Genomic DNA, 24339 nt, shown 5'->3' with positions numbered 1-24339 from the left:
TGAGATTGTTCTATATTTCGTTGGAGTACACCAATTATTACAAGGTTCGTGTACCCCCGAACGTATGCTATTATACGAACAATTGCATATATAGTTTACTGTTCGTGTTAAAACGAACGTACTTATATACCCGAACTATTTATATATTAAGGTGAGTAGATCACAAAGTGAAAGGAATAAATCACCCCAATAGATTTATCTCAAAAAGAAGTAAATCTACCAGGTTTTACCCTTCATATACATCCAACAAGTAATCTAAATGAATTTTATAGTAAAAAATTAAGCATATAAAAAAACTTATAGAAGGTTAAACATGGCCAACACAAACACTGCCCGCCGGATCAAAATATTTTCCACTAAAACTGGAGTTAATGTGGTTCAAAGCCCAATAAAGGCACAAATTCTCTCCATTCTCAAAGAAGGAGGCTTGAGCGGATCCCAGATCGTTTCTTGCACCAAAAGATCCAAATCCACCATCTCGGCACACCTACAGGATCTAGAGGATGCAGGCATAATAGACTGGGTAATAGACCCCGAAGACCGGCGCAGGAAAATTTATTTTATCACCTCTAAATTCCTTGGAGACCTATCATCCCCCCAGGAAATAGAAGATGATGTTAGTAATATCCTAGAAGAATATGTCATCCAAGCCGACGACCCATTCAAATTCTTCCGTTACATGTTCAGAACCATTAGAGTAGCATTATTAGATGAGGGAATAAACATAGATCCCATACTTCACAATGCAGGAGTGAAAGTGGGCCAGACATTTTATAAAAAATTAGAGGGTCAGAGCCTTAATGAACTTGCCCGAAATCTGGCATCATTCTGGGAAACCAATAAACTGGGAAATATCCAAATCAAAAGCATGAAGCCCCTCATAATACAGGCCTATGACTGTTTTGAATGTGAAGATCTACCACAACTGGGAAGACCAGCCTGTGCCTTTGATTCCGGATTACTGGAAGGTATCTTTTCCAATTATTATGGTCAGGAAGTGGAAGCCGAGGAAACCAAATGTTACGCTCAGGGAGATGACTTCTGCCAGTTCATAATTAAACCCCTAAAAAAAGATGATGCTTAAATTTTCAAAAAAATTATTTATTCAAAAAACAATTGATTTTGAAAATAAAACTGATTTGAAATTAAAAAAAATGATTTTGAAAATAAAAATCATGATTAAAATATCAATTTTTTGCAGTGAAACATAACCCTGGTTAAATCATTTTCATGAACTTTTTAAGTGCATGTTCTGCTTTTTGAATGTCTCTAACACAACCATAGTGTCCCCAAATTGAATCATAACTGAAAAGTTGTGAATTATCCAGTCCTTCATACATAGGCATGACACAATAATTGAAATCAACTATCTGATCCTGATTTATGGCAATTACCAAGGAAGGAACATTGATTTTAGATATCTTATCACCTAAATCATGACCTAAAAGGGCATGGTTTCTCCATACCAAGTCATTGGCATCCCAATCATGAGCATCCTTCTTCCTCTCCCCAACTCCATCGGAAAATTCACTCCGGGACTGGAAACACTCTTCATAGTTTTCAGGGGATAGTGACCAGAGAAAACTAAGGTTAGCTGATTTTTCCATGACTTTAACTGGATTTTCAGTGTAATTTCCATTTTCGTATCCAGAATCATCCAGGATTATCTGATTCATAAGATCATAAACTCCGTACATCCGGTTGGAGATTCTGTGACTGGTTCCATTAAGTATCAGGAAATCTAAAAAATCAGGGTACTCAATTGCCCAGTTAAGGGCCTGGAAACCACCCATGGACGTGCCCATAATACCCTTAAGATGTTTAATTCCCAATCCCCGGGTTATGAGCTGATAATGGGCTTTTACCATGTCTTTTATGTTGTAGCGGGGAAATTCTGTTCCCCTGCCTGATGTGGATGGGGCTGATGATCCTGGTGCTCCCAGGGCAGTGGGGCTGATCACGTAATAATGGTTGGTGTCTATGGCTTTACCCGGACCTATTACACTGGCCAGACTCTCCACAGATGTGTAGTCCCCACTCCACCCATGAAGGTAGATGAAGGCATTGGTTATGTTCCCCTCACTATCCAGTTTTTTAATTCCCTGGGTGGCGTATTCCAACTTCAGTTCCGGGAGAACTTCCCCTGATTCAAACTTGAAATCTTTTAAAATGTGATATTTTGGTTCAAGCAATAATTTCACCCTGTATCGTCTTTATCCTTTGATTCTGATTTCAAATTCCTTTTCAATGAGTTCCATTGCCTGTTGATGTTTAGGTCCTCCAACACGGCCCACTACCCGGGATATTTCTTTCAGTCTATCAGCGTATTCCTTCTTTTTCTTAGAAGAGACACGTTTAACCCTGCTTAGATTCACCAGAGCTTCAATCACCCCACAAATGGCCCTGTTGAGTGGTTCGGATTCTTTCTTTTCCTGTTTTATGTCTTGAACCTGAGAATGGAACATGATGGTGATATTTTCACCCATGGCATCCTCCTTCTCCACTTTCTTCTCATGGCGTACTTCACCAAAAAAAGTTGCATCCGCATTTTTCAGGGAAAATCCATTTGGTTCATCCTTGAATTCAGTTACTGGAGGATTGCCTATAAGTGAATGGGTGAAAAGTAGTGGGTCTCTGGATAAATTAACATAGAACCTTTTTTCCCGTTTAACATTGGATATGGTATGCGACCCCTCATGTAGTCGGAGGACCACATGATCCGGGCCTTTGCAAATAACCCCCATTGGAGCAGCATTTGGTGTTCCATCTTCATTACAAGTGGTTACAATACCCTCATAATGGAGGCCTCTCTCCATGTTCAGTGAATATAAATCTAACGTCATTTGTCTCACAATTCCTAAAAAGACAATTAATCATTACCCCAATTTAAACACTCCACACTAGATTTAATGGTCCCTACGGTCATTGAATTTAACTATGGTTGTGGAAAGGTACTTTCCATTCCGGGCAAAACCATCAAAAATCTCCTCATCATCCATACCACAGTTTTGAACTGAGAGAACCTTTTTATCCCTGGGATCCTTATTTATGATCTCTTCCAGCATTTGGGAGTGGCGGGAGGTTTTCATGATAACTGCAGTATCAGCGTGTTCCAGTAACCCTTCCAGTCTTTGATCCACCTTGGGCACCACCAGAATTATCTCATCCTTCTCACCCAGGGTGATACCAGCACTGGCAGCACAACCAGTAAAGGAATTTATTCCAGGTATCATCTCCACAGTGTAACCCCGTTCTCCAATTATCCGGGAAACATAGGAAAATGTACTGTAAATGGAAGGATCTCCCAGGGTGATAAACGAAACATCCCTACCTTCATCTAATTCCATGGTAATCAGCTGTGCAGCACCCGCCCAATAACTTTCAAGTGCCTTTTTATCCTCAATCATAGGGAATAATGGTTCAAGAGTTATGTATTCATCACTACGGCCATCTAAAATTCCCTGGACTATGGAAAGTGCCACGCTGGGTTTTTTTTCTGATGATTTAGGGGCGCAGATTACTGGAACGCTTTCCAGTGTCTTCACTGCCTTAACCGTGAGTAATTCAGGGTCCCCTGGACCCACACCAATGCCTATGAGTTTGCCTTTATTCATATTCATGATAAAACACCGAATTAGAGAGTAAGTTTAGAATAACTATTCTTCTATTTTATATCATAATAATGGTATTTATCTAGATTCTTTTGACTTTAAAAATAAAGAAAGTTTTAATTAGTATAATTTGAAGGCGTCGTGCAGATCATGATACTTCCCTGAAGATAAGATTACCCTGGAAATAAGGCCAGTGCAGGATTATTAGTATTCAGGCATTCAAATGAAATCTTCTTGATTATGACCCCATGAAATGATCTGAGTTCGTATGATGTTTGTAAAGTTTTCCTAACTGATATATTGACGACACCGAAATAGAAATCAGACATGTTTTGTGTGTCGGTCTTCCACAGTAATTTTCACAGCATCACCAGAATAAGCTATGTAAGTTGTTATATTGTCTGTGAAGCTATTTTGATGGGAAATCACGATTTAATTTAGCTAGTTGTGCTTTGTATACATTAAAGATGCCTCTTTTTGAGATTTGTTGGGTGCTTTGGCAGTAATACTCACACTTAATTCCGTTAGATTTTTTGGAAGTTGTTGTTGATATTCAAAATTACCTTTTTCATCGACTCTGACTTCCGTATTATTGAGGTTTAATTCTGTAGAACTAATATAGACCTTTGCATTAACATCTGTGTCTCCCTTTAATATGTATTGTACGGTTAGATTATCTCTCAGAACGTCATTTTTTTCCAATATCAGACTGGTAACTGGGAATAGGGCAGACATGACTACTAAAATAATAATAACACCTAAACAACACCCTCCAATGACGCTTATTATTTTAACACCAGAATTTTGTTTATCCCACCATCCTTTAAGGACACCTCTGGAGGGTGTATCTTGTTTTGGTATTTTAACAGTTTTTGGTATTTTTTTACCACATTTTTGGCAAAAATCGGACTTGTCTTCGTTTTCTGCTTGACAATTTGGACAAATTTTGGTCATGTTAATCCCTCATTTTATAAGATAGAAATTTTGATGAATGTAATGATGATTGCAGCCCCTGTTCCTGCTGTAAATCCTGTTATAAACCTTAAAGAATTGTTGCTTTTTCTTAAACCTAAAAATTGTGTAGATCCATCTATAACCAAAGGTAAAATTATGATTGGGGCAGGAATTAATATTAAGGTATAATCGACAAGAAACAACAATGAATAAATGAAAAATAATATGGCCCCAGTATAGATGCCCGTGCACCGTGAACACACAGGAAAATAGTATCCTTTGATGTTAAATGTTCTTTCTGGGATACAATGACATATAAACTGAAAGAAAAAGCTGGAATTTGATGTCATTTTGGGTTCAATCTTTATTGAATGAATTTCATCCATATAATCACCTGTGTGCGCCCCATAACTTTTTACACGCAACAAAAAAAGGTATAGGCAATCCAATATATGTTTTCCCATATGGCCTCATATCCCAGATTTTAATAGAGAGGGTGCTGAGCCCCTTAACAAAGTTCTACTTATACTGTGAATTTCTTTCTCATACATTGATCATTGAGCGCAAATAATTCACAATTCCAGGCAAATCATATATGGGTATACAAACAGCTTGTACTTGGGTATCAACTATTATTGATCGTGAATTAAGTCCGGGTAAATTTTCGGTGAATGTATGTGAATTACCTTCAGTAAAAAATGCTAAGGGTGCAGGTAACATAACCCATTGTTGAGTTTCAGTTTTGTATTTATTTTCAGAATAATCATAGTATGTTACAGCGTGTTGCACGATTATAATATCTAATGGGTGTCCTTTTCTGCTAACATCACAATTATACCAGTTATACTCTAAATTATCAAAGCCATATATATAACCATAAAGTGCTTTGTTTGACGTTATATCTTCATGATAATAAACATAAGGAGATCCATCTTTATGCGTACCGTAGGCATTAACCATGGTTAATGCAACCATTTCTACTCCTAAAAATTGGTTTAAAACACTAGCTCCATAATTAACTATGCCTATTGGTGTTAATGATATGATAGCGCTGTTTATGAAACCTGTGAGTCCATTTTGGACGTTGGTATTAAATTGGTTGAAGATAGAGACCGTGCCTCCGTTGAGAACGTCTAGTATTATTTGTCCAAAACCTGTTTGTCCAATATTTAGGATGCATTCTGCAAGGTCTGTGGCCCATTCGGTTTGTAGGTTGCTGTAGCAGAATGAACCACTAAAAGTTTCATTAGAGGGCATCATAACATCCATTACTAAGCCTGTTTCTGGATTCATAATCAAGATTTTCTGGTTGTCTCCTAGTGCTTTTATTATGATGTAGCCGTTGCTCTCAATTATTTCCAGTGCCTCACCATTCAGTAGCATGTTCCCTAAACCCATGGTCACACTACCATTAAGATCCCCAGTGGAATTGAATGAAGGGAATAAAACCTGCCCTACCCAGTATTCTATGGGTGAAAATGCTGATGAACATGCATAACGGAATGCTTTCGCATTGTCTTCATCTCCAACTACGTCCATTCCCATTCTGTGGTCCATTTCCCCTGTTATGTAAGTTTCGGCTGCATCATCACAAACCGAAACCACAATCGGAGTAGTACGAGTCCAATTGACATTGTATTTGGTTGCTGCTGCATCAGCAACTATATCATGACATTTAATAACTAATAGCGCTTCCAGGAAGGTTCCATAAGCTGCTTTCATAGGTCCATTAGCATAGAGAAGGGTTCCATTTGCATCTTTTTTATCCTTCTGGTTCAGCCAGTACCTTAAAATATCATCGGTAACTTCTGTTGTAACTATGGCAAAGCTTCTCACCCCTTCATATCCTGCATCCTTGTAAAGAATAGATGTGGGGTTGGATGGGTCGTCTCCGTAGGTGTGGTAGTATCCTCCGTTGGCATAGATCATGGTACTCTCCCTGCAGATAGGGTTTCCTGGGAAATTAATGCTGGTTGTTTGGTTGGTACCCGGGTCTTCAAATGAAATCTTCTTAGCGGCATCACCAGGATAAGTTATGTAAGTTGTTATAGTATCCATGAAGTAATTGTGATGGGCAATCACGTTCATCTCACTACTGTTAAAATCGTTAATCTGTTGGGTTATGTTCAGGATTCCTGCCTCCAACGCACTTCCTGTTAAACTCTGCAACTCAGGATACCGTTCAATATAACTTTGCAATGCAGTCCGGGATTCTGTTGACTCTGAAAACAGCCAGTTGAGGAAATTCACATTGTACCAGACTTTATCTGAGTAATTGTTCTTGTTATAGTAATAATAGGGATTGATAACAGTCTGACTTCGAACCACAACCCCATTCACAATCAAATCAACCTCATTCTCGAATGAACCAAAATCACTGCTGGTTGACTTCCACAACACACTCACCCAGCTAACCGACTCATTCAAAGGGACATCATAAATTAAACCTAGGTTCTGAGTTGGATTGTTAACATCCAAAGCTGTGAGACTGTAAACCACAATAGTTGCTTTAGCAACCCTATCAACACTCGTGGATGCATTTTGACTGTCTAAAGTGGCTGTAACATTTGTGAAACCAGATTGAAGGTTCGGATTTAACACCAACGTAGCTGATGCCTTACCATCTTCAGTATAACTGGTACTGGTAATGGTACTGTTATTATTTGAGGTGAAAGTGACAGGTATCCCGTCGGGTGTGTAGTTTACGGTTGAAAGGTCTTCATTGTTGCTATTGTGGTTCAAATCCGCAGTAATGGTTGCCTCGTATATTTTGCCATCTGCGACTTTGTAGGATGTAGGGGTGATGGTGAGAACCAAACGAGGATTGTAAAGCACGGATCCACTTATCACATAAATGGCACTAGGCTGAACCGATGAAACCACCGGATTATTGGTACCCCACCAGTTATTGGTAGCATTCACCGTACCACCCCTACTTAACAGCCCATATTGCCCATTTCCAAGTATCCTGTTGAAATGAAGATCTCCAGAGGAGTAGTATAGGTAAATACCTTGATAGGTGTTATTTTTGATGTCATTTCCAGTGACCTTGAGGTTATTGGAGTAACTGGAAAGAATACCACAATCATTACTCGCTAGACTACTTTCAGTTATCGTGGTATTGTTGGCCTGATAAAGATAAACACCCCTAAATGTACTACCAGTTACATTATTCCCTGATACTAGAGTGTTGTTTGAGTATTCCAGATCAATACCACCCAAATTATTCTGCAAAATATTACCAGAGATAGTACAGTTATTAGCAGAATTAAGGAAAATCCCATAACCAAAAGCACTGGTAACATTTACCAACTGCACCCCATTACCAGTGATGGTATTGGATAATATCTGACAATTATTAACTGCATTCAAGTAAACAGCAGATGAATTCGTAGCACCAATAAGGGTAAAACCATAAATCATCACACCACCACAATTATTTACTGTAAAAACTGATGATGAAGGGTTAGATGCCTGTACTGTCACATTACCCTCAGAGATCATGGTTAAATTTTTATTTATCACCACATTCTCAAGATAAGTTCCATTACTAACCAGAATAATATCACCATTAACAGTCAAAGGATTATTAACTGCTCCCTGTATGGTGCTGAAGGATTTGTGGAACAGTTTCGAGAGAGAATAATTGCCTTGAGTGGCTGCGATAGTGGTTGCACTGGATGTGGGGCTGGAGGTGAGAGTGACTGTTGCTTTACCTCTTCTTGTAGATGCAGTGCTGCTGCTAATAGTTCCAAGCGTGGTGGTGAAGTTCACTGGCAGACCATCAGGTATAGTACCTGAACTGGAAGTGTCTTCTCCCTGGTTGTTATGTGTTATATCTGCTGTTATCTCTGAACTGGAATTTGTGTTGTGTGTTACATGGATCACAGAACCAGTTAAATTCATCACCAGCCACAGATTTCGTGTAACATTTCCTCCGGCAATGTAGATTGCACTGCCATTGGCTGATGAAACTGTAAGGTTATTATTTCCCCACCAGTTATTGGTGGCATTCACGGTCCCTGTGCCGAGATTGTATAGCCCATAAACACTGTTTCCAGTGATTATGTTGAAATTAATATCTGCAGAGGAGGATGTGGCTTTAATTCCACTTTGGTGATTACTTGTGATGGTGTTTTCATAAACTGTGCTGTTATTGGAGCTTGTGAGTTCAATCCCATTCATTAAATTGTTCTGGATGGTGTTTGCCATTATTAGAGTGTTCACTGAGTTAGCAAGATAAATTCCCTGACCAGAGTTATTGGTGATGGCGTTGGAGTACACTGTATTGTTATTGGAACTGTTAAGTCTGATTCCCCCCATTAAATTACCCGTCAGGTTATTGTCCCATATCATATTATCCTGGGAACTGGTAAGAAGCAATCCATAGTAGTTATTGGTTAAAGTGTTACCGGCAATAGTACAGTTACTGGTCTGGTTAAGATATATACCAGAGGAAGATGTGCCATTGGCTCCTGTTAAGGTAAATCCTGAAATCACAGACTCGCTTCCACCGGAGTTGATAGTGATAACCGGGTTGTTGGAATTGGCAGCATGGATGGTCACGTTGCCATCATAGGGCATTATGGTGAGATTTTTATTCACTAAGATGTTCTCTGTGTAGGTTCCATTTCTAACTACAATAACATGACCATTAAGTGTTAAATTATTATTAATAGCGTTTTGTATACTGGAATAACCTTTACCTGTATTAAGATTTCCTACCGGTGCGAAGATATAATATAAAATGCTCACTGGGGATTGATTGCCTGTAAAGTCCACTGCCATGAATTTTAAAGTGGTGGTTGTAGTAATGACAATGGGAGCTGTGTATATTGTGCTGGAAAGAGTTGGGGTGCTTCCATTAGTGGTGTAATAAATGATTGGATGAGGGTCAAAGTTATCACTTGCTGTTAAATTCGCAGATTGAGTGGTATTGTAGAGTCCACTATCCCGAGTTGCATTTACTGTTGGCACAATTGTGTCAACTGTTACATTTAAATGTAAACTTTGCCTATCCAGTGTGGTGGTGATACTGACTATTCCTGATGAGACTGAATTTAATGTTACGACAGTTTTCCCATTCTTGGTGTACACTGGACTGGCAATTGTGCCTAAGTTGGTGGTGAAATTCACTGGGATATTGTCAGGTATATGGCCTTTTGATGAAGTATTCTCGCCATTATTATTACAGGTTAAATCTGCTGTTATGCATTTATTTTCACTGGAGTTAGTGGTTGATGAATTTATACTTAGAAGTAACCATGGATTATAATAAGTGGTGCTGTTACAGCTGTAAATATCATAATACGTAGACACCCAATTGGGTGAATAAATATAACTTGGAGTATTAGTTCCCCACCAGTTATTTGTGGCGTTTATCGTACTATTACCCTGAACAACAAGTGAAAACCTGCTATTGCCAGTTATTCTATTAAAATGGATGTTTGCAGTTGAATATTGTGGGTTGATCCCATATATGCTACCGGTTATGCTGTTCCCAGTAATTGTAGCATTATTAGAATAAATTAAATATATCCCGTAATTACCATTAGCTATATTATTATTTTGAATTTTATTATTGGAATTAGAACCTGATAAGGAAATGCCGGAATAGGTACTGTATACATCGTTGTTCTGGATCAAATTATTCGAACTTGTGATACCATTTATACCTTTATAATTACCAGTTATGCTGTTTCCAGTAATAGTGTTGTTACAGGAATTGTTGATCAAAACTCCCGTATTATTTGTAGATCCTTTTATAACAAAGCCAGATATTGTTGAACCGTTTCCACTGGAGGTTATGGTGAAGACCGGGAGATTTGAGTTTAAAGCTTGTACGGTTACAGTCCCTCCAGTAATTGCTTTTAAGGTCAACCGTTTATTGATAATGATGTTTTCAAGATAGGTTCCATTTGCAACCTCAATAATATCACCATCAGTAGTTGAAGAATCATTAATAGCTGCTTGTATGGTTGTAAATCCTTCTCTAGTTACAGCATTATACACTTTAAATAGATTAACCGTTTTTTTGATTATCTGATTATCTACAGTAACTGTAACGTTAGCGGTGTTATGTGGTGGGGAATAATTAAGTTGGGAAGTTGTTTTTCCATTGATTGTTCGTGCAGTTGGTTGGATAGTTCCGTAATTCGTGGTGAAATTCACAGTTATTCCATTGGGAACGTGCCCTAAGGATAATGTATTAATTCCTTCGTTATTGTAGGTTAAATCGGCTGTTATGTTAGAAACACCATCTGCAACACGAACGGAATTTACTGTAAGTACAATCCATGGACTGTAAATAACATTTCCACCTAAAATGTAAATGTCACTTGAATTACTTGAGGAGGCGGTTGGAGTGTTAGTACCCCACCAGTTGTTAGTGGCATTTACAAAGCTACTGTACTCATTAAATAATCCGAACAGGTCGTTTCCCGCAATTCTGTTGAAATTAACTGTGGCAGGTGAAAAATAGAGGCAGATGCCTATGTGATTGTTTGTTATTGTATTTTCAGTTATTCCCACATTATCCGAGTTTCCAATGTAAATTCCAGCATTCAGATTTTTTGTTATATTATTTCCAGATATTAAATTATTGTTTGAGTAAAGAAAGACAATTCCATCGCGAATATTGTTTGTTGCATTGTTTGTAGATAGGGTGTTATTCATCGCATTTTGAAGGTTAATTCCCTCAATGTTATTTGTCACATTATTTCCAGATAGGGTATTGTTATTGGAATTATAAATGAGAATTCCATTTTCAGTATTGTTAGTCACGTTATTTCCAGATATAATGGTATTATTTGAATAACCGACAATAATTCCACCGTAAACTGTCCCGTTTTGGCCATTATTTTTAATATTATTAGATCGTATAGTGCAAGTTGAATTATTAAGGAAAATACCAGTTTGAATATTGTAAGTTGCGGTATTACCAATTATATTTGAATTATTTGAATTATCAATACGAATTCCCTTGAAACTGTTGCTTATTGCGTTTCCAGATATGGTGTTGTTATTTGAATGATCAGTATAGATTCCATTTAGTCCATTTTTTATATTATTTCCAGATATCAAATTATTATTTGAATAATACGAGAAAATTCCGTTTGCAGTATTGTTTGTCACGTTATTTCCAGTTATTCTTGTACTATTTGAGTAATAAACGTAAATACCACCAGAACTATTTGTTATGGAATTTCCAGTTATATTACAACTATTGACTTCATATAATAAAATTCCATAATTAGTAGATCCTTTTATATTAAATCCTTGAATTGTTGATTTACTAGAAAAAATCACGAACACCGGCAATGAAGAATTCATAGGTCGAACTGTCACATTTTTTCCATAAGCTGAGATTAAACTAAGTTGTTTATTCACAACCACATTTTCAGTATAGGATACTCCCCCTACAAGTAGAGTGTCACCGTTTAGGGTATTTATAGCATTTATCGCCGCTTGCATGGTGCTAAATCTTTCATTTGTTCTATTATTCCATATTGGATTTATAATATAAGCCCACGGTTGCACATCAACACTTGCAGGGAGCGTGTGAAGAGAATTATAAGTATCCAGGATTTTACTGAAAGTATAGATCATATTATTGTAACTCATTGTTCCTAGACCAATAAGACCATAGGATGGTGCCTGGTTATTATTGCTAATAATATAAGTGTTGATACGTTGCGCAAAATCAATATAACCAGATTTAGTTAAAGTACCCGAATTCAGAGATTCCTGCTGAGAAGAAGGTGGTGTATCATCGAGTAAAGGTATAGGTGTGATATCATTATTGTTAATCTGATTCGTAGCCAATACTGCTAACTGCAAATACTGTGCCATATTAACCCTCGCCGAACCAATTGTAACAGTATTAGGCATGGTTTTATTATATTCTATACTGTTTTTTAGTTGAACTGAAGCTGCTACAATCTGTGCAGGAGTAAAAGTGGTTGAATTAAACACAATAGGAATATTTGCTGCACTCCAGGGCTTAACTCTAATATACGCAGGCAGATATCCATAAGTATAATAAACACTCAAAATACGACTAAATAAATAAACTTCCGACGAATATCCTATTTGGCCTAAGTTAATAAGACCGTATGGCGGTGCCTGATGGTTGTTATCCATATAATCATCAACACGGAGAGCAAAATCAATATAATCTGCTTTACTGATACTACCACTATTCAACTGTTCCTGTTGTGACCCAGGTATACTATCACTTGACAGAACTATGCGGGTGTTATTGTTATTTTTTATTTGATTTGTGGCCTGTACCGCCAGATGCAGGAATTGGGCAGTGTTGATGTTTACCCCTGCAACAGTCACCGTGCTTGGTACATTTTTAGTTGATTCAATTTTTGCTTTTAAAGTATTGGCCGTGGCAACTATCTGAGTGGGAGTGAAATTGAAAGACTGTGATTCAGTTATGGGAATGTTTCCTGTAGACCAGGATTTCATAGTTATTTGAGTTGGTAAAGTACCAGAACAATTATAAATAGTTAAAACACGACTAAAAAGATAAACCTGAGATGAATAACTAATTTTACCAGGGCCAGCCCAGCCATAAGGGGGTGCCTGATCATTGTCATCCATGTAACCATCAATACGCTGTGCAAAATCTACGTAGTCCGCTTTACTCATACTACCAGTATTCAATTCTTCTTCTTGATAACTAGGCGCAGTGTCACTTTCTAAATATATTGAAGTATTAGTATTACTGTTAATGTGATCAGTAGCCTGAACAGCCAAATGAAGATACTGTGCTGTATTTACAGTTTGTCCTTTAATAACTACACTACTTGGTAACGCATTATTAGCTTCAATCTGATTTTTAACAGTTACTGAAGCCGAAGCAATATCACCATTTGTAAAATTAGAAGTTGCAGAAACACAACCTATTCCCAAAACAAAAACAAAAGTCACCAGTACAATTGATATTAATAATTTTTTCATGATATGTCCCCTTAATCTAAAGGAGTAATAATCTAATATTTAATACTTTCCATAATATTCATATTATTACTAAATGGTGTAAATGAGGCAAAAAAGTAATAATTAAAAAATATCATATATTTGATCTCATAAGAAAAATTCATCAAAATAACAATGTTCTATCCACGAATCTCATAAGTACACCCCAAATAGCTAAGAATATTCTTTTAAATAACTGGCAAATTGTATTAAAAATATTTATAAATGTATTATTAAATCTGCATTGTAAAAAAAACTCCAATAAAGGCCAGGATCATCATTCAGTTCATACAAAAGTATTTAAAAGGAGTTTACTCAGATTAAATTTAAATAAACCCCTTAAAACTATATAATAAACTATTTTTAAAAGAATACTATTCATACGCTGGGAAACTTTACCTATTTATACCATTACCCAAAATATAACTCTCTATGGATAACGGCTTTTTCTGTGACAAGTGCGGAATGATAAAAGACCGCTGCATATGTAACTCTGGAAGTGTTGAAAATAGCATCCAGGCTAAAACTCCTAAAATATCATCATCAAGAATCAATGCCATTAAAAGGGCTTATCCCCACATTGACGAGGACATAATTGAGAAGTTCCCCTTCGCCTCACCTCGGGAAGGGCAACTGGAGATAATATCCGAAATCAGGGATGCCATAGAAGAGGGTTACTCTAACATAATCCTGGAAGCCGGCACTGGAACGGGTAAGTCAGTGGTAGCCACCACCCTGGCCCGCTTATACCATCCAGCCTACATACTCACCATGACCAAACAGCTACAGTCCCAGTACGCAGCAGAGTTTGGTTACCCCATGGTGAAAGGCCGTGGAAATTTCCTGTGCCAGAATGAGAGCCTGGAGTTTAGTTGTGACCAGGGAACCTGTCAGACCATTCCCAGCACTCAGAAATTTGCCTGTGATTATGGTATTAGTAAATCTCCCTTTGGTGGGGAGATGCACGCCTTTCAGGATGCCTTCGGATCACCCCTTTATTTCCGTTCCAACCAGAGATGTCGCTACTGGGATCAAAAAGCCCATGCAGCAGAAAGCTCCATAACCCTGATGAACTATGATTACGCCCTCCTGGAACTTAACTACGTGAAACACTTCGGTAAAAGGGACCTGATGGTCCTGGATGAGGCCCATAACCTGGAGAACAAGCTCATGCAGCGCCTGGAGGTTAACCTCTACAACCGCAGGCTGCAACGTGAAATCAAAAAGACCATACCCCCCAGTATGATGCAACACAAAGAACCACAGGAATGGATACTCTTTGTGGAATCACTATACGAAGACTACCAGGACATCAATATTAAACAGATCCCCAAAAACCAGGCTGACCGGGTAAATCGGATGAAAATGAACCTCAGCGAGCTTTCACGGAACCTGGAGGAAACTCCGGATAACTGGGTGGTGGACACTAGTCCCGGAGGAGTTTCATTCAAACCACTCCGGGTTAACACCTATGCCAACGACCGGCTGCTTAACCATGCAGATATAAGGCTGTTTATGAGTGCCACCATCCTGGATCAGGACCTCTTCTGCCAGTGGCTGGGCATCGAACCAGAAGAAACCTATCACCTGGAAATCAAGAGCGCCTTCCCCCCATCATCCCGTCCAGTGCATCTGAAACTGGTGGGAAACATGTCCCACCGCCTGATCAAACGTACCGCCCCCAAAACCATCCCGGTACTTGAGAAAATCATTGAACACCACAAATATGAGAGAGGGCTGATACACACCCATAACTACAAGTGCCAGGAATACATCATCAAACACCTTAAAAATCCCCGTTTAATGGGCCACAACTCCAAAAACAGGGAGCATGTTCTTAACCGATTTGAACACAGTGCCGATCCACGAGTACTGGTAAGTCCCTCCATGAGTGAAGGAGTAGACTTACCCTACGAAAAGTGTCAATTCCAAGTTATCTACAAGATACCATTCCCTTACTTAGGAGATCCCCAAATTAACCAGCGTAAACAACAAGATCCTTCCTGGTATGCTTATAAAACAATTATGACACTCCTTCAGGCGTATGGACGTGGCATGCGTGCTGAGGATGATTACTGTGAGACTTACATCCTGGATGGGAACTTCCGCATGTTACTCAGGAACAAGCTCTACCGGGAACTGGTGCCCAGCTTCTTCAAGGATGCCATACAGAGAGAATAACCATTATGTTCATAGAAAGATGAGATAGTTTTAATATAGAGTTTAAATAAACCATTACCAAGTATATTAATAATTATTGTTAGTTCCCGGGCCAATCCAAGTAATGAGAGGTACAATGAAAATGTCCGAACTTTCCAAGGTGGACATATACAGACAGATCGATGTTCTAAGGCAGAGCTTGCTGGATCTTACCATGCGTAACCAGCTTTTAAACTTCCGCTCCCGCAGCATGACCGTAAAAGTTAAAGAGGGAGAACTAGCTGAGATTTACGACCGATTAGTCCTTAAAAAAAGCAAAAGGAAACTTTTACAGTTTATTCCCCGGACAGACTCCGACACACGGTCAGATACGGATTACACGGATAAAACTTATTTTAAAGAGCAGGATTCTTCCCTAACTGTGGGAAGCCAAACCACGGATAAAGAATCAGTTTCTAGCACTGATAAAGGAATTAAAAAGGTAGATGATGAAGGTTTAACATCTTCGGCTGTTGCTGATGAACTGGGGGAACCTTCTGTCGAGGATATAGATGTAGATGATCTATCTTCACCTGTAACCGATGATGCTACATCCCCTGATTTTCCAGATGAAGATAGTGATGAGGAATGTCTTGCCCCTGAAGAATCCTTACTATGGGAATCACCCTCATTAGACCAGGAAACCCTTGAAAAGAATAAAGAAATCTTTTTATCCACTGATTTAACTCCATCAGAGCTTCAACGGCGGTTGTTCTATATAAATCAGCGTGCCAGGTCTATGATGGAAGAACAGGGTTATAATATTCTTTACTTGGCCATGGGATTCTTGAAATGGCATGAAAATAACGGGACACCCGGTGATCGTGAAGCACCCCTGATTCTCATCCCGGTGGAACTGGAACGTAAGCGAGTGAAGGGTTCTTTTAAGCTTCGCTGGACTGGTGAAGACATAATCTCAAACATATCCCTTCAGGCCAAATTACTGGATTATGGGGTGGAAATACCTGATTTTGAAATGCCCCGAACCCAGGAAGGCATTGATGAATATTTAGACCAGGTAAGAGAAGCTGTTTCCCATGAAAAAAGCTGGGAAGTTCGGGATAAGGCTTACCTTGGTTTTTTCAGTTTCACCAAGTTCGTGATGTACAAGGACTTGGACCCGGAAAGCTGGCCCGAAGACATGCCCCTGGAAGAGAACCCCCTTATTAAAGCCATATTCGACCCAACAGAAGAAGAACTGGGGCCGGGATTCCAGGAAGACCAGGTAGACGTGAAACTATCATCCGAAGATGTTTACCATGTTATGGATGCAGATTCATCTCAGATCGCAGTTATAGAAGATGTGAAACATGGCCGGGACCTGGTGGTGGAGGGGCCCCCTGGAACTGGCAAATCCCAGACCATTGTGAACCTGATAGCAGAATTACTGGCAAGAGGTAACACTGTTCTCTTTGTTAGTGAGAAAATGGCCGCCCTGGAAGTGGTTAAAGGGCGTCTGGACAGTGTTGGTTTGGGAGAATTCTGTCTGGAACTTCACAGCAAAAAATCCCAGAAAAAAGATGTTCTGGAGAAACTGGAAAGTGTATTACGGAATCCTAAACCCATTGATCTTTCAATGGATGATGATCTCAGCACCATTGAAGAGTTAAAATCAAATCTGAATGAATATGTTACCCTACTGCATTCTCCCTACGCAGAAATCAAATGGACACCCTACCAGCTTTTCGGAGTTAAAGAAAAATCATTGCACCATTTTGAAAAAAATGGCACCAGAATGCCACGTTTCACCATGGATAACAGTGCAACTTGCACTTTAAGGCAATGGCAGCGAACCATCAACAAGTTCAAGGAACTGGGGGAGTTGTACAAACTGGTGAAGCCAGTAGCCTATAATCCATGGAAATCAACCCGACCAGACCCCATACTACCTGCCGAAGAAGAGGAAATCGAAACCCTGCTAGAGGAAACCATCGAAACACTCAATGAACTGAATTTGAAGGCAGAAACTCTTTCCAAAATATCCGGTGTTAAGATCCCGGTGACACTGGAGGATACAGAACACCTGATAGCAGCAGTAGAGATAATATCCTCCTTCCCATCCCTGGAAAGGGAACTTATCCTTAACACCAAATGGGATTATGACAAATTACAGGTTTACAATCTCATTAAAAGTCTGGAAGAATACAAAGCCAAATCCAAAGGCCTGAAAAGGTTCAAGGAAGGAGTTTTGGACGAAGATATTTCATCATTACTCATGAATTTCCAGGAACAAAAACCGAAACTACTAAAATTCCTTAGTGGAGATTTTAAAAAGGCTAAAAAAAGGATTGGTAAACTTTACCTTGGTAAAACCCCTGAAAATGATGAGATAATACTTCAGGATCTGGAAGAACTCATAAGATGCCAAAAACTGCAGTTAAAGATCAGAGAACAGGATGAACTGGCCCGATCTCTGTTTGGCTCCCACTGGAAGAGGGAGGAAAGTGAAGCTGAAAACCTGAAGGACATATCTGAATGGATACTCAAATTCAGGAAAGCCCTTGAAGAAGGCAGAATTACCGAGAAAATTCTTATAATCCTTGATTCCACGCAACAGTATGAAATTAAACAGATCACCCAGGAAATGCACCAGGATTATAACCAGATCCTCCTGTACATAAATCAGTTGGATAGTTACCTCCACTTTAACCCTGACTCGGCTTTAGGAGAGTCTCTGACCAAGAGCCCGATTGATTACCTATTATCCCAGATTTCCCTCCTAAAAGTGGGGCTTTCTAGTTTGCAGAACTGGTCGCGTTTCAGTTCATCCAGGGTGGAGTGTCTGGAAACAGTGGGCAGTAACCTGGTGGAACTGGTGGATAAAGATGAAATTGAAGCAACCGACATTATACCCTGCTTAGAGGGTAACTTCGCAGATTCACTCCTTCGCATTCTATTTTTAGAGAAACCATCACTCTCCCGTTTCGTGGGAGATGTTCATGAGAAGAAGATAAATGAATTCAGGGAACTGGACCGTAAGATTATAAATCTTAACCGTTTCCGGATAGCCCAGGAATTACACCAGAACCGACCATCACTTTCCAGCACCGCCTCCCCCCGTTCAGAACTGGGAGTGCTTAAAAGTGAATTTTCCCGTAAACGGGGACACATGCCCATTAGAAAACTATTATCCATCTGCGGAGGCATAATCCAGACCATCAAACCATGTTTCATGATGAGCCCCCTTTCCATAGCCCAGTACCTGGACCCCTACAGTGTGAAGAACCTGCGCTTCGACTACGTTATCTTCGATGAAGCCAGCCAGGTGAAACCTGAAGATGCCTTGGGGGCGCTTTTAAGGGCCCGATGTGCTGTTGTAATGGGAGACACAAGACAGTTACCTCCCACCAGCTTTTTCGACATTTTGATTGATGTGGAAAGTGATGATTATGACCTGGCCGTTCTAGCAGATATGGAAAGCATCCTCCACCTTTGCAAACGTAGCTTCCCCTCGAAGATGCTCCGCTGGCACTACCGGAGCCGGCATGAATCCCTCATCGCAGTCAGTAATCAGGAATTCTATGATAACCACCTGTTGATCTACCCCTCACCCAGCCAGGACTCTGAGGAACTGGGATTGAAACTGGTTCACCTCCCAGAAACTGTTTATGACCGGGGGAAAACTGCAACCAACAGGGCAGAGGCCAAAGCAGTTATTAAAGCAGTGTTTGACCATTACCAGAAGTATGGTGATACCAAGAGTCTGGGTGTGGGTACCTTCAATGTACGGCAGCAGCAGGCCATCCTGGAAGAACTGGAACTGCAGTTGAAGCTCAACCCTAAAATGGAGAAGTATTTTAAAGGGAATCATGGGGAGCATTTCTTCGTGAAAAACTTGGAAACAATCCAGGGAGATGAGCGGGATGTTATAATGGTTAGTGTGGGTTATGGATTCGACTCAGAAGGTAATTTGAGCCATAACTTCGGACCGGTGAACCAGGATGGGGGAGAAAGACGTTTGAATGTTCTCTTAACACGTGCCCGTGAGAAGTGTTTGATATTCTCCAACTTCAGGGGTCAGGACCTTCAATTAGGTTCAAGTGCACCCTTCGGACTTCGTGCCCTTAAAGAATTCCTGGAATATGCTGAGGAGAAAACCCTGAGTCATCTGGATATGATTCAACATACCGCGGATGATGCCTTTGAAGAGGCTGTTTTTGAATTTTTAAGTGAACATGGATATGAAGTCCACCGTAGAGTGGGTTGTGCTGGTTTCCGGGTGGATCTAGCAGTTTTGGATCCTGAATACCCTGGACATTATCTTCTGGGCATTGCCTGTGACGGGCCCATGTACCAGACCAGCAGGGTGGCCCGGGACCGGGATCGACTCCGCCAACAAATCCTGAAAGGACTAGGATGGCGCTTCCATAGCTTATGGTCTACAGACTGGTATCGAAATCGTGGTGAAGTACAGAAACGGCTCCTGGCAATAATTGAAGAACTTCTGGGTGAAGATCGTGGGGAAGAAGCTATTCCTCCCGTGGAAGAGGCTGGAATAATTACATCTGTAGAAGAGGGGGAAAGTGATATTAGCTCTACTGTAGAAGAAACTACCACTGAAAAGGTTACAGATCTTCCCTCTGTAGAAGACACTACAGATCGAACCCCTAAAGAAACAGATCAGACCCCTGAAGAAGGAAGAGAAAATAAATCTCCATTAGAAGAAATTGAAGATATTATTGAACTTACCGAAGAAACTGGTGAAATTAGTTCCAATGATGGAAAATATACCGATATTACAGAATTTAGAGAAATTTTAGAATCCCAAATGGAATCATCTCCTGATTCAGAGATTAAAAAAGAAGCAAAAGAATTACCAAAAGAAGCAAAAGATGAATTACCAAAATATGTGGTTTGTGAAGATCCCGGTGTTGTTGTTTCCGGGGAATTCCACAGTCAGCCAGTGGGAGACATTGCCCGGGCAGCTATGAAAGTAGTGGAAATAGAAGGCCCCATACACTATGACGAAGTTGTAAAACGAGTGAGAACTTACTGGGGACTCAGTCGGGCTGGAAGACGTGTGCAGGCTGTTATGAAAGAAGCCATCAATCTGGGATTGATGGATGGTCAGATAATCCAGAAAGGTGACTTTTTATATTATAAAGATGCCCCGGTGGTGGTTCGCAGGAGAACAGGTAAAACCCCCGCTAAGATGGACCTCATAAGTCCAGAGGAAATTGCGGCTGCAGTGAGAATCATCTTAAAATCACAGTACGCCACCCATGTGGATGAACTGATTCGAGAAGTTTCACGACTATTCGGAGCCAAAGTAACCCGTAAACCTGCAATAAGCCGGATAAAAGGAGTTATTAATGATCTGATCCAGAAGGGTGAAATTGAAGAACGACCAGATGGAATGGTGGATCTTATCCGGGAATAAATCTGAAATATACATCCCATTGAAAGGGGATTGAGAATTATTCCCTTAAAAAAAAGATTATTCCCCTTAAAAAGAATAGAAAATATATTCCATTAACGTGTAAGTTTCCAGAATATTTGATTTATTCTTCAATCAAAGGATATCCGCTTATCTTCCACACACCTTCCACATTTATTTTACTACAACTACGGATATTTATATAAATTTAATAAACTCGATCTATTAAAATTTATTAAAAGGGAGTTTCCCCTTTTTTGATACTTTCAAGAGTTTTTTCAATTCTTTTAATTCGTGTTTCATCCTTTTTAGCACTAGCAATCCAGTACAATACCTGTTTTTTAACTGAACCACTGAATGCCTCAAAATTATCAAAGGCTATTTTATCCTTGTTCAAAGCATTTTTCAAATCTTCTGGAACCACCAGATCTTCAATATCATCCATAAAATTCCATGAACCATCCTTTTTAGCGGCTTCCACCTTTTCCAATCCCCGGGGATTCATCAGACCTTTTTTCATAAGTTTTTCAATTCGCTGTTTGTTTAGCTTTGACCAGGTGCTACCTGGTTTTCGGGGTGTGAAAACCTGCATGTAACGTTCTTCATCCAGAGTATTGACTTTACTGTCAATCCAGCCGAAGCTAAGGGCTTCTTCCACTGCATCATCATAAGAAATCCCGGTTTTTTCACTGTTTTTCTTATAATAAATGAGCCATACCCCTGGAGAAGTTTCATGGTGTTCAGTGAGCCACCATCTCCACTCTTCCCTGTTTCTGGCGTAGAAACGTTGAAACTGATCCCGGAGAGATTTGGACATAATAGTTAATTTATAGTGATTGATATGGATATAAAGATGATGTGATAGAAATTATGAAGTCTAATCCCTGCAAATTATAAACAGTGGATCTCATGAAACTCAGGAGATAATTATAATGGAAGAAAAAGCCCGACCTAACCGGTTTACAGAGGTTCTTGGTGAAGATGTGGATTCTGCTTTTAAAAAATTGGCATCAGAAATATTAAAAGATGGTGCCTTAACCCTCAAGGAAAAAAGCCTCATTGCCCTGGCATGTGCTGTTGCAGTGAAATGTGACCCGTGCACACGTGCACACAAAAAACAGGCCCTTAAAACAGGCGCCACACAAGAAGAAATTATGGAAGCTGCTGCTGTAGCTGGTCTGGTGCGTATGGGTTCCGGGTTTAACACAGCCTATGCACTTTTAGATGATCATGAACCTGGGAACAAATTACGTTTTAAACCACCTGTAAACGAGATAACTAAGAATAATGACAAATCTGAAGGATTTAAAACCTTGGAACGGGAACCTGACGGATACTTAAACAGTATTCTAGAAAAGGGGTCATCGAATGAAAATCCCAAATAGCTGACTAAGAGAATTAATACCCCAACTTTTTAAAAAAAGGTTGATCTTAAAAAAAGGTTGATCAAAACAAATCCAATAAAATAAACGGACCTGGGGGGATTTGAACCCCCGACCTTGGGATCCGAAGTCCCACGTCATGTTCCAGGCTAGACTACAGGCCCAAAAATTATTTAAAAAAAATGATCTTACACTAATGAAGTGTATTCTTTTTTTGAATATAACCTAATATAAACTTTACCACCCTGGACAGATGAGCTTCACACAAAGAAGAACATTTTAAATAATTTTTCATATCTTATTTATCAGATACTCCAGGGGGAAGATGAGTAGATACACTAAAGCACTGAATCTGGGGACTATAAATGATAACAATAGTGCTAAAAGAGCAATGCCTATGAAAAGCGCGTTGGTCCTCTTAGATATGGTTACTGTTTTTGGATCTATTTTTTCATCTATAAAGTTACTTCTACCAGCATAGTACCAGTTCAGACCTAGGAAAACTGCTATCCCCAACATGTTTAAATTGAAAATAATGTGAGAAATGGGGAATTCTCCATATTTACCTGTTAAAGAAGCAGAAAATGGGACCAGTACTATGAATAAGAGCCATATTACGTTTATCCATAATAATATGGTGTTCATCTTTTTTATCCGGTGAAAAGCACGGTGATGATTACTCCAGAATAGAGCCAGGAGAATGAAACTCATAACTAAGGTGTAAAAGCTGGGTATTAGACTATAAAGAGAATTTTGAACTGCAGCGTTGGATAATGGGCCGATAATATCCGGAACAGCTAAAGCCAAAACCAGTAAAGTCATGGCAATGGCAAATATTCCATCAACCAGTGTTTCGAGACGCTTAGTATCTACAAGTATACTTGAACTTTCAGACTCCATTTTAATCTCCTATCACATAAATATACTAAAAACTTATTTAATGTAATATGGCAGCACTTTTTAAATACTTTATGATATTTTAGCAACCCATTAGTTCCAGAATTAAGTAACTAATTGGAATTGTGAAACAAAAAGCAGCGCATTGTTTAATACTGCCATTTAGTGGTTCTATGCAGAAAAGACTAAAAATATTATTACCAATGTTAGTTGTTTCTTCAATTCCTTGTTCTTCCATAGCAGTTAAATACACTAATCCACTAAATCGGCTGCTGAACATCAATAAATAGGCATAATACAACATAAATATTATGAAAATAGAAAGGCTACCTATGAAAGACCCTAGATCTTTCACATAATGAATTAATTCAGTAGCGATCAGCAATAAAACCTCAATTATTACAGTATAAACAATCAAAAATGGGATATATCTGACCCATCCCATTTTTTTTATCAATCCAAAGACCCTTTTAAAATCAAAAACCGCCCCAAATCTGTTTTCGTCTACCATGTTAACTAATGATAGTACAAACACAATGTTAATTACAAAACCAATGCAGACAGAAATTATCGCTGAATTGCTGTTCAAATCAGAGTTTCCAGACAGCATCAATGCCAATAAAACAATATTTTGCGGAATTATTTCATATATTATGCTGGCGGCGATTGATTTAAAACCCTGGGTTAGTATGTCATCAGAATCACCAGCACCCCTAAAATTGGGTAACCCATAGGAACCCCTGATAGTGCTTTCTATAATTCTCCATTTATACCCATACATCATGACTAGGGGGATAATTAAAAAAGATCCCAAACCTAATAATGCCATTATCAAAAATTTCCTAATATTCAGAAATGGATATATTAGTGCATCATTAATAACGTGGCCTAAATTGATTGTTCATCCCCCATTCTTAATTTATTTTATTAA

At 39.1% G+C, this 24339-nt stretch carries 13 protein-coding genes and 1 tRNA gene; 4 read left to right on the top strand and 10 right to left on the bottom strand.

What is annotated here, in order from left to right; translation table 11 throughout:
• Positions 1-313: 313 nt before the first annotated feature.
• On the top strand, positions 314-1084 hold the full coding sequence (locus tag HY987_RS10605; RefSeq protein ID WP_292758350.1) for a V4R domain-containing protein: 771 nt from the start codon (positions 314-316) through the stop codon (positions 1082-1084).
• A 133-nt stretch (positions 1085-1217) separates the two neighbouring features.
• Here the strand turns inward: HY987_RS10605 and HY987_RS10600 are convergent, their stop codons facing one another.
• From HY987_RS10600 to HY987_RS10575, 6 genes are all read right to left on the bottom strand, one after another.
• Complete coding sequence (locus HY987_RS10600; protein WP_292758348.1) at positions 1218-2201, bottom strand: alpha/beta fold hydrolase; 984 nt, start codon at positions 2199-2201, stop codon at positions 1218-1220.
• 12 nt (positions 2202-2213) lie between these two features.
• Positions 2214-2843 carry a DUF447 domain-containing protein gene (locus HY987_RS10595; protein WP_292758346.1) on the bottom strand — a complete coding sequence of 210 codons (630 nt, stop codon included), beginning with the start codon at positions 2841-2843 and terminating at the stop codon, positions 2214-2216.
• A gap of 63 nt (positions 2844-2906) precedes the next feature.
• Entirely contained in the window at positions 2907-3620 is a 714-nt protein-coding gene (cobI, locus tag HY987_RS10590) for a precorrin-2 C(20)-methyltransferase (RefSeq protein WP_292758344.1), read from the bottom strand.
• A gap of 432 nt (positions 3621-4052) precedes the next feature.
• Positions 4053-4565: a zinc-ribbon domain-containing protein gene (locus tag HY987_RS10585; protein WP_292758342.1), complete on the bottom strand. Its 513-nt coding sequence runs from the start codon at positions 4563-4565 to the stop codon at positions 4053-4055.
• A gap of 14 nt (positions 4566-4579) precedes the next feature.
• On the bottom strand, positions 4580-4915 hold the full coding sequence (locus HY987_RS10580; RefSeq protein WP_292758469.1) for a DUF2085 domain-containing protein: 336 nt from the start codon (positions 4913-4915) through the stop codon (positions 4580-4582).
• A gap of 193 nt (positions 4916-5108) precedes the next feature.
• Positions 5109-13535, bottom strand: a complete 8427-nt coding sequence (locus HY987_RS10575; RefSeq protein ID WP_292758340.1) for a right-handed parallel beta-helix repeat-containing protein — start codon at positions 13533-13535, stop codon at positions 5109-5111.
• Between the two features lie 450 nt (positions 13536-13985).
• Between HY987_RS10575 and HY987_RS10570 the strand changes: the two genes are divergently transcribed.
• On the top strand, positions 13986-15734 hold the full coding sequence (locus tag HY987_RS10570) for an ATP-dependent DNA helicase (protein ID WP_292758338.1): 1749 nt from the start codon (positions 13986-13988) through the stop codon (positions 15732-15734).
• 115 nt (positions 15735-15849) lie between these two features.
• Positions 15850-21132 carry a DUF3320 domain-containing protein gene (locus HY987_RS10565; RefSeq protein WP_292758336.1) on the top strand — a complete coding sequence of 1761 codons (5283 nt, stop codon included), beginning with the start codon at positions 15850-15852 and terminating at the stop codon, positions 21130-21132.
• A gap of 232 nt (positions 21133-21364) precedes the next feature.
• Here HY987_RS10565 and HY987_RS10560 read toward each other — a convergent pair whose 3' ends face one another.
• Positions 21365-21946 (bottom strand): YdeI family protein, encoded by a 582-nt coding sequence (locus HY987_RS10560; RefSeq protein WP_292758334.1) that lies wholly within the window; start codon positions 21944-21946, stop codon positions 21365-21367.
• Between the two features lie 115 nt (positions 21947-22061).
• Between HY987_RS10560 and HY987_RS10555 the strand changes: the two genes are divergently transcribed.
• On the top strand, positions 22062-22514 hold the full coding sequence (locus HY987_RS10555) for a carboxymuconolactone decarboxylase family protein (protein ID WP_292758331.1): 453 nt from the start codon (positions 22062-22064) through the stop codon (positions 22512-22514).
• Between the two features lie 85 nt (positions 22515-22599).
• On the opposite strand, the gene HY987_RS10550 is transcribed toward HY987_RS10555, so the two are convergent.
• The 3 genes from HY987_RS10550 to HY987_RS10540 form a co-directional block, all read right to left on the bottom strand.
• Positions 22600-22675: transfer RNA gene (locus HY987_RS10550), tRNA-Arg, on the bottom strand.
• Positions 22676-22802: 127 nt separating this feature from the next.
• Positions 22803-23411, bottom strand: coding sequence for a TMEM175 family protein (locus tag HY987_RS10545; RefSeq protein WP_292758329.1), 609 nt, complete (start codon positions 23409-23411; stop codon positions 22803-22805).
• Positions 23412-23490: 79 nt separating this feature from the next.
• Positions 23491-24237, bottom strand: coding sequence for a DUF4013 domain-containing protein (locus tag HY987_RS10540; RefSeq protein WP_292758327.1), 747 nt, complete (start codon positions 24235-24237; stop codon positions 23491-23493).
• Positions 24238-24339 lie beyond the last annotated feature (102 nt).

It is taken from the genome of Methanobacterium sp. (assembly GCF_016217785.1).
Lineage (GTDB): Archaea > Methanobacteriota > Methanobacteria > Methanobacteriales > Methanobacteriaceae > Methanobacterium.
This window is presented reverse-complemented; position numbering and strand designations above follow the sequence as displayed.